This window comes from Lysobacter sp. CA199 (assembly GCF_052078715.1).
Lineage (GTDB): Bacteria > Pseudomonadota > Gammaproteobacteria > Xanthomonadales > Xanthomonadaceae > Lysobacter.
This window is the reverse complement of the sequence record NZ_JBQJIL010000007.1, coordinates 415,813-428,610: the sequence shown is the minus strand read 5'-3', so window position 1 is coordinate 428,610 and position 12,798 is coordinate 415,813. Positions and strand designations below refer to the sequence as shown.

At 67.3% G+C, this 12,798-nt stretch carries 9 protein-coding genes and 2 pseudogenes; 6 read left to right on the top strand and 5 right to left on the bottom strand.

All coding sequences use genetic code 11. The features are described from left to right. Positions 1 to 128 precede the first annotated feature (128 nt). From ACTOWJ_RS15065 to ACTOWJ_RS15050, 4 genes and pseudogenes are all read left to right on the top strand, one after another. A pseudogene (locus ACTOWJ_RS15065) lies at positions 129 to 800 on the top strand (ATP-binding protein); the annotation flags it as partial. Positions 801 to 1,080: 280 nt separating this feature from the next. Continuing rightward, entirely contained in the window at positions 1,081 to 1,911 is an 831-nt protein-coding gene (locus tag ACTOWJ_RS15060; RefSeq protein WP_441335439.1) for a helix-turn-helix domain-containing protein, read from the top strand. A gap of 121 nt (positions 1,912 to 2,032) precedes the next feature. Continuing rightward, positions 2,033 to 2,188, top strand: a complete 156-nt coding sequence (locus ACTOWJ_RS15055; RefSeq protein ID WP_441335438.1) for a hypothetical protein — start codon at positions 2,033 to 2,035, stop codon at positions 2,186 to 2,188. 4 nt (positions 2,189 to 2,192) lie between these two features. Further along, the gene (locus tag ACTOWJ_RS15050; RefSeq protein WP_441335437.1) at positions 2,193 to 3,077 is read left to right on the top strand and encodes an alpha/beta fold hydrolase; all 885 of its coding nucleotides are present in this window, start codon (positions 2,193 to 2,195) and stop codon (positions 3,075 to 3,077) included. A 137-nt stretch (positions 3,078 to 3,214) separates the two neighbouring features. Here the strand turns inward: ACTOWJ_RS15050 and ACTOWJ_RS15045 are convergent, their stop codons facing one another. The 3 genes and pseudogenes from ACTOWJ_RS15045 to ACTOWJ_RS15035 form a co-directional block, all read right to left on the bottom strand. After that, a complete protein-coding gene (locus ACTOWJ_RS15045; RefSeq protein WP_441335456.1) occupies positions 3,215 to 4,288 on the bottom strand; it encodes an NAD(P)H-dependent flavin oxidoreductase in 1,074 nt (357 codons plus the stop codon). 162 nt (positions 4,289 to 4,450) lie between these two features. Next, positions 4,451 to 4,567, bottom strand: a pseudogene (locus tag ACTOWJ_RS15040) (DUF6053 domain-containing protein); the annotation flags it as partial. A gap of 270 nt (positions 4,568 to 4,837) precedes the next feature. Beyond that, on the bottom strand, positions 4,838 to 6,019 hold the full coding sequence (locus tag ACTOWJ_RS15035) for a putative peptide maturation dehydrogenase (RefSeq protein WP_441335436.1): 1,182 nt from the start codon (positions 6,017 to 6,019) through the stop codon (positions 4,838 to 4,840). Between the two features lie 272 nt (positions 6,020 to 6,291). Here ACTOWJ_RS15035 and ACTOWJ_RS15030 point away from each other — a divergent pair, with 272 nt between their 5' ends. Beyond that, a complete protein-coding gene (locus tag ACTOWJ_RS15030) occupies positions 6,292 to 6,636 on the top strand; it encodes an NHLP-related RiPP peptide (protein ID WP_441335435.1) in 345 nt (114 codons plus the stop codon). Positions 6,637 to 6,736: 100 nt separating this feature from the next. Here the strand turns inward: ACTOWJ_RS15030 and ACTOWJ_RS15025 are convergent, their stop codons facing one another. Together ACTOWJ_RS15025 and ACTOWJ_RS15020 are read right to left on the bottom strand one after the other, a co-directional pair. Then, entirely contained in the window at positions 6,737 to 9,274 is a 2,538-nt protein-coding gene (locus tag ACTOWJ_RS15025; protein ID WP_441335434.1) for a putative peptide modification system cyclase, read from the bottom strand. A gap of 23 nt (positions 9,275 to 9,297) precedes the next feature. Then, on the bottom strand, positions 9,298 to 10,347 hold the full coding sequence (locus ACTOWJ_RS15020) for a GGDEF domain-containing protein (RefSeq protein ID WP_441335433.1): 1,050 nt from the start codon (positions 10,345 to 10,347) through the stop codon (positions 9,298 to 9,300). 296 nt (positions 10,348 to 10,643) lie between these two features. On the opposite strand from ACTOWJ_RS15020, the gene ACTOWJ_RS15015 reads away from it, so the two are divergent. Next, positions 10,644 to 12,752 carry a prolyl oligopeptidase family serine peptidase gene (locus ACTOWJ_RS15015; RefSeq protein WP_441335432.1) on the top strand — a complete coding sequence of 703 codons (2,109 nt, stop codon included), beginning with the start codon at positions 10,644 to 10,646 and terminating at the stop codon, positions 12,750 to 12,752. Positions 12,753 to 12,798 lie beyond the last annotated feature (46 nt).

Below are 12,798 nucleotides of genomic sequence, written 5' to 3'. Positions count from 1 at the left end.
CATTAAGCCGTATCCCGAAGCTGGTCGCTCTAATTCTTATCTGTGGGTCGCGCTATTAGCTGGAAGCATGCTCGTCAGGGCCCTCATTTGCAATATGTTCAGTCGCTTAATTAATTGTTATTCACAGCGGCGCCGACCCGCGCCCGGGCGAGATATCGCTCGCGCATCAGGGCGTGCTGTTTCTCGATGAGCTGCCCGAATGGCAACGGCACGCGCTGGAAGTGCTGCGCGAACCCATGGAGTCGGGCGTGGTGACGGTCTCGCGCGCCGCGCGCAGCGCCGAGTTTCCGGCGCGCTTCCAACTGGTCGCGGCGATGAATCCCTGCCCCTGCGGTTGGGCCGGCGACAGCAGCGGCCGCTGCCATTGCGCCATCGATGCGGTGCGCCGTTATCGCGCGCGCATCTCCGGCCCGTTGCTGGACCGGATCGATCTGCATGTCGACGTACCGCGCCTGCCGCCGTCGGCGCTGCGTCCGGACCGGCCCGCCGGCGAATGCTCGGCCGACATCCGGGCGCGCGTGACCCAGGCGCGTCAGCGGCAGTTCGCGCGCTGCGGCAAGACCAACGCGCAACTCAACCAGTCCGAAACCGATGCCGCGTGCCGGTTGAGCGAAGCCGACCAAGGCTTGCTGGAACGCGCGGTCGACAATCTGCAGTTGTCGGCGCGCTCGATGCACCGGATCCAGCGAGTGGCGCGCACCATCGCCGATCTGGCCGGAAGTGAAGCCATCGCCACCGCGCATTTGAGCGAGGCCATCGGCTATCGGCGCGCGGATCGCGGCAACGCCTGCGCGGCCTGAGCCGCGCGAGCGCGGACTCGTCGCGGCGGTTCGACGTTGCGTCGAAGCATCGAGCGATCACGCGCAGCGGCCCGATGCGCCGACGCCGATCAACGGCCGCGTCGACTGCTCCGGCGTCATGTAGGCCGACTTCGCCGCCGCAGCGCCGCGACGGCCATCGCACCGGCGCCCATCACTTCGCCGCCGGCAGCGCTGAGCTATAGTCGGCGCCCACCGGCCGCGGTCGCGGCCGGCCTCGCGTCCCGGCCGCCGCCGAGCCGCCTTCATCGAACCGGCACGCATGTCCGAATTCACCGTCCACACGCTGCTGCAGACGCCGACGGTCACGGTGCGCGACGTCTATTGCCCGGGCCTGTGCCGGCACATGAGCGAGGAAGAACGCGCGGGCGAAACCCAGTTGGTGTTTCCGTATCGCGGCGTGTATGTGCGTCATGTCGGCGACAACCTGACCGTGGCCGAGAACAGCCAGGTGCTGTTCTTCAACGTCGGCGAGATGTACCGGATCAGCCATCCGATCGAGGGCGGCGACGCCAGCCTGGCGTTGACCGTGCGAGAACCGATGCTGCGCGAGCTGGCGCCCAAGACCCTGCTGCAGGACGGCGAGCCGCTGCGGTTCGTGTTGCCTCGCCTACGCATCGATCCGCGCGCACAGGCCCTGGTGATGTTGCTGCGCCACAGCCTGCGCGAGCGCATCGCCGAGCCGCTGGAAGGCGAAAGCCTGGCCTTGACCCTGGTGCAGCGCTCGTTGGGTCCGCGCACCACGCACGCGGCCGGGTCCACGGTCGGCCAGCAGCGTCTGGTCGAGCGCACCAAGCTGGTGTTGGCCAGCGACCTGTCGCGGCGCTGGGCGCTGGCCGAGATCGCCGCCGAAGTCGGCGTGTCGCCGGTGTATCTGACCCAGGTGTTCCAGCGCGTGGAGGGCCTGCCGCTGTACCGCTACCAACTGCGCTTGAGGCTGGCACGGGCATTGGATTTGCTGGGCGAGTACGAGGATCTGAGCGCGCTGAGCCAGGACCTGGGATTCTCCAGCCACAGCCATTTCAGCGCCGCGTTCCAGCAGACCTACGGGCGTTCGCCTACCGAGTTCCGCCAGTCGGCCCTGCATCGCTGATCGGCGCCCTGCCCCGCTGAACGCGGCCGGCGGCGCCGATCGCTAAATTTTCCGACAGCGGCCGCGACCGTGCGGTGGCCTACTGAGTCCGCCCAATCACGGGCGCATCGGAGAAGCCATCATGGCCGAGAAAACTTGCGCGGCATGCGACTGCCCGCTGGACGACAATTCTTTCCAGGTCCGGATCGGCGGCAAGACTGTCGAGGTGTGCTGCGACGAATGTGCGCAGAAGCTCAACGAAGCCTACGCATCGGCGACCACGCCGGATAAGGGTTGAGATCATGGACGGCAATGGCCATTCCCCTGATGTTCTGCCGCCCTTCGCACGCGGCAGCGTAAGCACGCCGTCCGGACGCATCGCCTACCGCGAGCGCGGCGATGGCCCGGTGGCCTTGTTCGTGCACGGCGTGCTGTTGAACGGGCACCTGTGGCGGCACCAACTGCGGCAATTGTCCGATCTGCGCCGCTGCATCGCGGTCGATCTGCTCGCTCACGGCGACACCGAGATCGCCCCGGACCAGGACGTGTCGGTCACCGCCAACGCGCAGATGCTGGTCGAGTTTCTCGATGCGCTGGGCATCGACCGGGTCGATCTGGTCGGCAACGACAGCGGCGGCGGCGTGGCCCAGATCTTCGCCGCACTGCATCCGCAGCGCGTGCGCAGTCTGGTGCTGACCAACTGCGATACTCACGACAACTGGCCGCCGGAAGCGTTCAAGCCGTTCCTGGAGATGGCGGCGGCCGGCGGTTTGCGCGATGTGCTTCAAGGCATGCTCGCCGACAAGGCCGTGTACCGCTCGCCGCAGGCGCTGGGCCCGGCTTACGAACAACCGCAGGCGCTCTCCGACGAGAGCATCGAAATTTATCTGACGCCGTTGTTGCGCAGCGAACAGCGTTTGTCGGATTTCCAGCGATTCCTCGCCGAATTCGACCCTGCGCACACGTTACGCATCGAACCGCAACTCAAGGCCTTGCAGGCGCCGACCTTGATCGCCTGGGGTACCGACGATGTGTACTTCGATCTGAAGTGGTCGCATTGGCTGGCCGAGGCGATACCGGGCACGCGCCGACGCGTCGAGCTGGAGGGCGCGCGGATCTTCTTCCCGGAAGAGCGCTGGGCGCAGTTCAATACCTTGGTGCGCGAGCACTGGCAGACCAACGCTTGAGACTGGCGGCGCGGCGCGGTCGACCGCCGCGCCTGCGATGAGTGTCGTCTCGACAGCACCAGACGTAAAGACACGAACGCGGCGAAATAGCTCTGTCGTCGCCATGCCATTGCGTACGCGATCGCCCGCGGCGACGCTCAGCGCGCCGGGCGTTCCAGCAAGACCAACGCGTCGCGCGCGAGTTTGACCGTCAGCTCGCGCGCGGACAGCGTGTGCGCCATTCGCGCCTGTCCCGACCACAAGGGCATGAAACCGTCGGCGTCGGCCGCTTCGGCCTTCGCCCGCAGCGGCGCGAGCGCGCCGCCGGCCAAGGGGAAGGCCGGCGCCAACGGCGAGAGCGGCCCGACTTCGCGCATCAGTCGATTGACGATGCCGCGCGCGGGCCGGCCGGTGAACAAGTTAGTCAAAGCAGTGTCGTCGCCCTGTCCCGCAAGCAAAGCCTGCCGATGCAGCGGCGCGATCTTGGCTTCGGCGCAGAACAGGTACGCGGTGCCGATCTGCACCGCGGCCGCGCCCAGCGCGAACGCGGCTACGATGCCGCGCGCATCGAAGATGCCGCCAGCGGCGATCACCGGTACCCGCACCGCGTCCACCACACGCGGCAACAACGCGAACAGCCCGGCCTGGGTCGAAACATCGTCGCTCAGGAACACGCCGCGATGGCCGCCGGCCTCGGCGCCCTGGGCGATGATCGCGTCGCACCCGTGTTGTTCAAGCCAACGCGCTTCTTCGACGCTGGTCGCCGACGGCACGATGCGCGCGCCGCTCGCGCGAACGCGCTCGAGCAGGCCCGTCTCGGGTAACCCGAAATGAAAGCTCGCCACCTCCGGCTTGATCTGTTCGACCAGTTCGCACCAGACCGGATCGAACGGCGCGCGCGAACTCGCGGCAACCGGCATGGCCGGATCGAGGCCGTATTCGCAGTAGTAACCGGCCAGGCGTTCGCGCCAGGCCGTCTCGCGCGCGGGATCGGCGGCGGGCGGGCTGTGGCAGAAGAAATTGAGATTCAACGGCGCATCGGTAGCGGCGCGGATCAGCGCGCATTGCTCGCGCACCTGCTGCGGACTCAGCATCGCGCACGGCAGCGAACCCAGCGCGCCGGCCTGGGCCGCGCCGATCACCATGTCGGCCAGAGTGGGCCCGGCCATCGGCGCCTGCACGATCGGCAGGGAGATTCCGAACAACTCCTGGATACGGCGATCGGGCCACATGGCAGCACGGCTTCCAACGGGTGGATGCGGCGAGGATGACATCACCGCGGCGGGCGTGTCTTGATCGGGCTTGGCACTCTGCGTTGCAGGCGCGGTTTGTTTCGGTGCTCCGTGTTGGTGGGGAAGCACGGCTTGTCCGATGCACACGAGCCGAACGCGACCTGCTCTTGTGGGAGGGGCTTCAGCCCCGACGCTTTTCGGTCGGGTCGCGGTGAACTGGGCAAGAGCGGTAGCGCTGAAGCCTTCACGACGCCTGGTCACATGACTCCGCCGTCCCATCTCCACGACGAAGTGCGGCATCGTGGTGGTGGGAAGAGCGGCGGAAAGTATTGCGTTGTCTCAGGGCTGCTCCGGCGCTTTTATCCAGGCATTGGCGTGACGAAAGAGCGGCGGAAAGTATTGCCTTGTCTCAGGGCTGCTCCGGCGCTTTTATCCAGGCATTGGCGTGACGAAAGAGCGGCGGAAAGTGCTGCGTTGTCTCAGGGCTGCTCTGGCGCTTTTATCCAGGCATTGACGTGACGAAAGAGCGGCGGAAAGTATTGCCTTGTCTCAGGGCTGCTCTGGCGCTTTTATCCAGACCTCTTCGGTTGGATCAAACTCGGAGGTTCGCATGCGCTCGCCGCGCCAGCCGAAACCGCTGATCGCCAACGGCCCCTCGATCAACGGGTCCAGGCCGAAGGCCTGTTCGATGTCGACCTCGTTGATCGCGCTGGTCACGAACGCCCCCAGGCCTAGTTCGGTCGCGCTCAAGTACAAGGTCTGCGAAAGATGGCCGCTGTCGAGCACCAGCGCGCGATAGGCCTTGGGATGGCGGCGGTATTTCCAGAAGCAACGCGCGTATCGCGGCGCCAACACCGCCATTGCGTGCGCGTCGGCGAACCAGTGCTGGCCGGCCAGCGCGGCGGCGGCGAACTCGGCCAGCGGACGGTCCGGCGCGGGCAAGGGTTCGAGCGCGTGATCGAGCGAGTGATAGTGGTACAGGCCCGGCGCGACGCCCTCCACGTTCTGCACGATCAGATAGGCCTCGGTGGGATGCAGTCCTCCGGCCGAGGGCGTGTTCTTCTTCACGAACACGGTGTCGTCCTCGATCCGCACCTGCGCGCGCGCGGCGAACACCCGCTGCAGCATCTGCGCGAACAGCGCCTGCGGCAACGCGCGCGCGGCATCGAAGTTGCGGCAGGTCGTGCGGCGCGCGAGGAGGCGGTCGAAATCGCCGTCGGCGATGCGCGGCAACGCTTGCCGCTGGCCGGCGCCGACGCGCTCGACCGCATGAGTGGGCGGCGCGCCGAGTTTGTCGCGCAGGCCGGCCGCGGTGCTCAATCCGCCGGCCTCCATCGCCGCCGCGCTGTCGAGCCCCTGCCAGCGCGCCAGACGGTGCGCCAGCGCCGCAGGCGGCCACCAATGCGCGTCGCGTACGGCTTCGTCGCGTTGCCGGTGCGCGGACCAGCGCGCATCGTCCTCGGCGATCAGCAGGCCGGTTTCGAGCAGGCGCAGCGTGGTCCCGGCGTCCGGCGATCCCGGGTCGTACTCGCTCCAGGCCACCGGCCCGAACTCGCCGAGCCGCTCGCGCTCCCCGGCGTCGACCTCGACCTGGCCGTCCAGGTGGGCGGCCAGGGCCAACCAGCGGCGGTCGCGGCGCAGACCGGCGCCGCCGCTCAACAGGGAACCGAAATCGAAGGCGACGTCTTCGCGCGGTTCCAGAAACACGATCGCGCAGCGACGGATTCGCATTCAGCGTTACCTGGACGGTCAGCGGTGGATGGCAGGACAGGGAAGCGGAGGGCCGAGGCCATCAGGATAACGTCGCGCGGCCCCGTTCATCGGGTTCAGCAATGCAATCGCGTGCCTTGCGCGCGCCCTGGAAGTCGCTGCGTGTCGGCACGGATGCATAAACTTCGTCGCGTTGACCTGTTGTTGAAGGTTGTCGCGTTAAGCCCTCAGGGTAAGATTCGATGTTCATCACGCCCTGAATGGGCACAAGAACAGGGGCAAGGGGAAATACCATGGCAAACCAATCCGATCATCCGGGGTTCGACCCCATCGTCGCCGACGAACTGCTCAAACTGCTCAGCAGCGACGACAAGTTCCGGCAGACCTTCCACGACAATCCGGTCGCCGCCCTGGCCTCGCTCGGCCACACGCCGGCAGTCGATCTGCCCAAGCGCGGCGGCGATGCGCAGACCGCGTTCGCCTGCATGGAGACCAAGAGCATCGCGCCGAAGGAAGAGATTCTGGCCGCGCGCGTGGAGCTGTTGGCTTATCTGACCGCCGGCGGCAACCACACCAGCCCGCATGCCTTCGAAGCCGGGCTGATCATGGCCGCGCTGCAACGCAAGCCGCAAGCCTGATAACGGCGATCGGTCGAGGCCGCAACGCCCGCAGACGCCCGCGTCTGAGGGCGTTGCGCGCTGGCGTTGCGCGCTGGATGGGTGTCGACAGCGACGCGGATCAGCGCGCGGAGTCGGTCGTGGCTTTCGTCGTGGCTTTCGTCGCGACTTTGCTGCCGCCTGAGCTGGTATCGGCCACGTTCACCGCCTGCAGCGCCAGATCGCCCGCAGCCTCGGCATACGCGCGGCCTCGGTGCGTCTGGATCCAGGCGTTCTCGCGCGCGACCTCATCGTCCTGGCCGGCAGCGGCCAGTGCGTCGCGCAGGGCCACGTGCACCTGGAACAGCTCGCGCCCGTTCAGCAGCGGACGTAGCAAAGCCACCGCCTCATCCGGCTTGCCGGCCAGGCGGGCCTGACCTGCGCGCACCACCTGCAGCAGTTGCGTGGCCGCGCCGTCGCCGATCTGTTCGGCCTGCTTGCTCAGCTCCGGCAGGTTGCGCGCGGCCAAGCCGCTGTCGCCGCTGCGCTGGGCGACATAGGCCGCGGCCAGCGCCAGGTATATCTGGATGTTGCGGTCGCGGTATTGCTCATCGCGCGTGGCTTCCAGCGATACGCGCAGGATGTCTTCCAGGCGCCGCAGATCGACCGCGCCGGGCTCGTACAGCATCTGCACCGAGGCCTCGATCAGGCGAAATCCGTTGGCCAGCACCGGCGTGCTGCTCTGCGCCTGTTCGCGGGCCTTGGCCGCGGCGATCGCCGCTTCCGGCCAACGCCGCTGGTCGACCAGCACCGAGATCTTCTCGAACTCGTTGGTGACATCGGCGTTCAACAACTGGCCGGAGGACAATTGTTCGAGCACCGCCTGGGCCTCGTCGAAACGCCGCATCGCCGCCAATGCCGCGGCGCGGCGCCGATTCGGGCCATAGCGCCCGGCCGCCTCGGCCTTGATGAAGGTCGCCAGCGCTTCGTTGTATTGGCCTTGCGCGAGCTGCACCCGCCCGACCAGTTCCAGCGCGGTGCCGCGCGAGGGATTCTGCGGCGCGCTGGCGAGCTTGGCGGATGTCATCGCTTCGCCGAAGTCGTTGATCAAGAACGAATCCCAGGCGTAGTTGAAATGACCGCCGTAGTAATCCGGGTACAGCGAAGCGACCAGCTTCCACTTCTGCGGCGCGGTCTGCTCAGGGCGCGGCCCGAATTCGGCCACCCATGCGTCCAGGTACAACGCGTCGCGCGGCGGCAGGTGGTCGCGCAGCTCCACCGCGCGATCCAGAAAGCCGCGGGCGGCTTGGCTGTCGACCCCGCCCAGATGCGAGCGCAAGCCGCCCAGGTAGGCCAAGGCGAACTTCGGATCGATCTCGATGGCGCGATTGAAATATTGCAGCGCCTCGGAGTAGCGATTTCTGCCGAATGATTTCAGCCCCAAGGCGTACGCACGCAGGGCATCGAGATTGCCGGTGGCGACCTTCGGCAGCGGTTCGGAATCGCGCTCGATCGACTGCATCGCCTCGCCGAGTTGCTCGCGCAATCCGGCGGTGACGCTGTCGATGGAACTCAAGGCCGAACCCGCACCGGTGCCGTCGGCGGATTGCGCATAGACCGTAGTCTGGGTATGCGGATCGATGACTTCCGCGCTGAACCGCACGCGGCCGCCGACTTCGGCCACCGTCGGCAGGATCACCGCGCGCGCGCCGTCGCGCAGCGCGATCTCCGAGGCCACCGAGCGATCGAGCACGGTGTCGGGTTTGCGCCGCATCCGATCGAGCGTGTCACGCGCCTTCAGGTCGGACAGCACGTTGACGTAGCGCGACTGTTCCAGGCTGATGCGGAAGGCCTGCTCGAGCGAATCGTCGAGCACGCTTTGCCCGGTGAGGTTGCGCAGATCGCCGACCACCACCCAGTCGCGCTGGCTGAAGGCGATCGCCGGTTGCGGCCGGGTTGCGAACCATACGCCGGTAGCGACCGCGGCCAGCACCGCGATCTCGGCGGCGAGCGCGGCCGGACGCCGCCACAGTGGTACGTCGCGCCAGGCCTTGGGGCCGTTGGGTGGTGAGCGCAGCGGGGCGATCCCGGGCTCGCCGACTTCGTAGATTTCCTGCGGCTCGGGCACGCCCTTGAAGCGCCAGCGCCCGTGCGATTTCCACAGCAGCTGCTGGCCGCGTTCGCCCAGCTCGCGCGCGGCGCGATGGGCCAGCGGTTCGGCCACCGCCGACAACAGAATCTGGCCCGGCCGCGCGGTCGCCATCAGCCGGCCGGCCATCGGCTTGGCCAGGCCTTCGACCTCGACCGGCTTGGCGCCGACCTTCACCGCTTCATCGCTGTTGCGCCAGGTCAGCACTTCGCCGACGTGCAGACCGGCGCGCGCCTTCAGTTCGAGTTTGCGCGGCCCGCCCATCTCGCGCAGGCCGCGGGCGTAGTCGAGGGCGAAACCCAGACCGTCGATCGGGCGTTCGAACAGCAGCAGCAGACCGTCGGAGCGATCGATCAGGCGGCCGCGCCAACGTTGCTGCAGCGCCAGCACCAGACGGTCGTGTTCGCGGAACAGGTCCGCGGCCGGGCCGTCGCCCAGGCGTTCGACCAGGGTGGTCGAATCGCACAGGTCGGTCAGCAGCAGCGTGCGCAGCTGCGGACCTTCGGCATGGGGATGGTGGGCGTCGTTCATCGCGGCATCCTTGTCGGCGCGGCTCACGCCGGGGTCATTTCGGCGTCCTGCCATTGCACGCGATTGCCGCCCAGGCGCTTGGCCTGATAAAGCGCGCCATCGGCATGGGCATACCAGTCGTTCCACTCGTGCTTGGCGCTGACCAGGCAGGCGCCGACGCTGACCGGACAGATGGTCGGCGGCGACTGCGGGATCTCCAGCAACCCGTGCACGGTGTGGACGATGAACTCGGCGAAGCGCATTACGTCCTGGCGGGTGCGAGCGGCCACCAGCAGACAGAACTCATCCCCGCCCAGGCGGCAGGCGATGTCCTCGGCGCCGGCGACCGAGCGCAGGATGTTGGCCACGCTCTGCAGCACGCGATCGCCGGCCAGATGACCATAGTCGTCGTTGACCTGCTTGAAACGGTCGCAGTCGATCAACACCAGGCCCATGGTCTCGGGCATGCCCAGCGCGCGCGACTCTTGCAGGTGCAAGGTCAGGCCGCGGCGGTTGTACAGGCCGGTGAGGTCGTCGGTGCGGATCAGCTCTTCGGTCTGATTGAGCTGGTGAGTGGTCGCGTACAGGCTGTCGAGCGCGGCTTCCAGATCCTGGTTGCGGCGGCGCAGGCGGCGGATCAGGCTTTGTTCGTTGAGCACCACACGCATGATCGCGCGGCGCAGGAAGTACGAGACCAAGGACGGGTCGCGATCGACCAACCGCTGGAATTCTTCATGGCGCAGTTCCACCAGCAGGCCGTCGGTGGCGGCGATGGCGTCGGCGCTGCGGGCGTGGTCGCCGATCAGCAGGCCGAGTTCGCCGAAAAATTCGCGCACGCCCAGGCGCTTGGTGACCAGGTCGTCGCCGAAGTCCAGGACGATCGCGCCGCGCGCGATCACGAACATGGTGGTGCCCAATTCGCCGCGGCGGAACAGCACTTGGCCGGCTTCGATCCGGCGGGGACGACCGATCTCGGCGAACAGTTCGAACTCGCCCGGGGTGAGCACCGCCATCGCCGCGTCCGTCGGCGCCGCGGTCACCGTCGAATTGTCCGGTTCACGGCCCAGGGCAGGCGCCGCCGTATCGCGATTCATCCCATTTCTCCCCGCATCCCACATCCTGTGGAGCCTTGCTGGCAGGATAGCACCTGGTCTGAGCAACTAACGCCGACAGGGGGCGAAAACGGCCATGCCCCAAGGGCTGAGCGACATCGCCAGTCTAAGCCGACATCGCCGGCATTGAATCGCCGGATCGGTGTTTCGTGATCGCAACAACGTAAGCAAGACCGCACGCATGGCCTTCGGCACTGCCGGGTCGCCGCGCCGGCCGCCCATGCTCGGCGAGCCGCGTGGCGCTTCGCCCGGCATCCCCAACGGAATTGGAGTCCGTCATGAGCTCAGCCCGACCCGTCGCTGCCCTGTCCGCCGGCTCGAACGCCGCGCGCATCCCGTCCTTGCCCCTCGCGCTGACGCTCGCCGTCTGCGTGGCCTTGTCCGCCCCGGTCGCCCAGGCCGCCGACACCCCGGCCGAGGGCAAGCTGATCCCGCGCTCGGCCTTGTTCGGCAATCCCGAACGCATCTCGGCGGCGATCAGCCCGGACGGCCGCTTTCTGAGTTGGCTCGCGCCGCTGAACGGCGTCATGAACGTATGGGTCGCGCCGGCCGACAAACCCGAACAGGCCCGCGCGGTGACCCACGATGCCGCGCGCGGCATCCGCCAATACTTCTGGAGCTACCGCGGCGGGACCTTGTTGTATCTGCGCGACAGCGGCGGCGATGAGAACTTCCATTTGTATGCGGTCGACGTCGGCAGCGAAGGCCCGGCCCGCGACCTGACTCCTTATCCCAAGACCCGCGCGAGCGTGGTGCGGCTGGCACACCGCCATCCCGACGCGATCCTGGTCGGCATGAACGATCGCGACGGCAAATGGCACGACCTGTATCGCGTCGACCTGGGCAGCGGCGCGCGCCAGTTGGTGCACGAAAACAAGGAACGGCTGTCGGGCTATCTGGCCGACGGCGATTTCAAGGTCGGCCGCGCCACCCGCTCGCGCGACGACGGCGGCATGGAACTGCTCGCGCCGGACGGCGATGCCGGCTGGAAGGTGGTCGACACCATTCCCTTCGAGGACAGCCAGACCACCGACTACGACGGCTACAGCAACGACGGCAAAACCCTTTATCTCACCGATTCGCGCGGCCGCGACACCTCGGCGCTTTACGCCATCGGCGCCGACGGCAAGAAGACCTTGCTGCTGGAAGACGCGCGCGCCGACGTCGGCACGCTGATCGCCGACCCCAAGACCGACAAGGTCCAGGCCGCCTCGGTCTATTACCTGCGCAGGCAGTGGAAAGCGTTCGATCCCGGCATCGCCGGCGACTTGCAACGCCTGGGCAAACAACTCGGCCCCGGCGAATTTTCCGTGGCCTCGCGCACCCTCGACGACAAGACCTGGATCGTCGACTACAGCGCGGCCGAGCAACCCTCGCTGATTTACCGCTACGACCGCGGCGGCGAAGGCAAGCTCACCCGCCTGTTCGCCTCGCGCCCGGAACTGGAAGGCGCGCCGCTGGCGGCGATGTGGCCGGTGGAGATTCCCTCGCGCGACGGCAAAACGCTGGTGAGTTACCTGACCCTGCCCAAGGGCGCCGACGCCGACAACGACGGCAAACCCGACCGGCCGGTGCCGTTGGTGCTGACCGTGCACGGCGGGCCGTGGGCGCGCGACCTTTACGGCTACGCCGGCACCACCCAATGGCTGGCCAATCGCGGCTACGCCTCGCTCAAGGTCAATTACCGCGGCTCGACCGGCTTCGGCAAAAACTTCATCAACGCCGCCGACGGCGAGTGGGCCGGCAAGATGCACGACGATCTGATCGACGCGGTCAACTGGTCGATCAAGCAGGGCATCACCCGTAAAGACCAGGTCGCGATCCTCGGCGGCAGCTACGGCGGCTACGCCACCCTGGTCGGGCTGAGCTTCACTCCGGACACCTTCAAGTGCGGCGTCGACATCGTCGGCCCGTCCAACCTGGAAACCTTGCTCAAGACCATCCCGCCTTACTGGGCCAGCATCTTCGAGCAATTCGCCCGGCGCATGGGCGACCCGCGCACCGAAGCCGGCCGCAAGCTTCTGGCCGAGCGTTCGCCGATCACCCGCGTGGACAAGATCAGCAAGCCGCTGTTGATCGGCCAGGGCGCGAACGACCCGCGGGTCAATCAGGCCGAGAGCGACCAGATCGTCGAGGCGATGCGCAAGAAGAACATCCCGGTGACCTATGTGCTGTTCCCCGACGAGGGCCATGGCTTCGCGCGGCCGGAGAACTCGCTGGCCTTCAACGCGGTGGCCGAAGGTTTCCTGGCGCAATGCCTGGGCGGTCGGGCGCAGCCGATCGGCGAGGACTTCAAGGGTTCCAGCATCACCGTTCCGGCGGGTGCCGATGGGGTCAAGGGTTTGAGCGAGGCGTTGAAGGGACACAAGCAGGAAGTGAAGAAGTAATTCCTTCGCTTTACCAGCGCAAGTCAGTTGCGCCGCCAAGCCAGAG

Bases quoted from the DNA above. Each gene is read 5' to 3' on its own strand.
- ACTOWJ_RS15055 (WP_441335438.1), top strand. From the start codon at position 2,033: ATGGCCGAGAAAACTTGCGCGGCATGCGACTGCCCGCTGGACGACAAT.
- ACTOWJ_RS15015 (WP_441335432.1), top strand. From the start codon at position 10,644: ATGAGCTCAGCCCGACCCGTCGCTGCCCTGTCCGCCGGCTCGAACGCC.
- ACTOWJ_RS15035 (WP_441335436.1), bottom strand. From the start codon at position 6,019: ATGCGAATCCGTCGCTGCGCGATCGTGTTTCTGGAACCGCGCGAAGAC.
- ACTOWJ_RS15020 (WP_441335433.1), bottom strand. From the start codon at position 10,347: ATGAATCGCGATACGGCGGCGCCTGCCCTGGGCCGTGAACCGGACAAT.
- ACTOWJ_RS15025 (WP_441335434.1), bottom strand. From the start codon at position 9,274: ATGAACGACGCCCACCATCCCCATGCCGAAGGTCCGCAGCTGCGCACG.
- ACTOWJ_RS15050 (WP_441335437.1), top strand. From the start codon at position 2,193: ATGGACGGCAATGGCCATTCCCCTGATGTTCTGCCGCCCTTCGCACGC.
- ACTOWJ_RS15045 (WP_441335456.1), bottom strand. From the start codon at position 4,288: ATGTGGCCCGATCGCCGTATCCAGGAGTTGTTCGGAATCTCCCTGCCG.
- ACTOWJ_RS15030 (WP_441335435.1), top strand. From the start codon at position 6,292: ATGGCAAACCAATCCGATCATCCGGGGTTCGACCCCATCGTCGCCGAC.
- ACTOWJ_RS15060 (WP_441335439.1), top strand. From the start codon at position 1,081: ATGTCCGAATTCACCGTCCACACGCTGCTGCAGACGCCGACGGTCACG.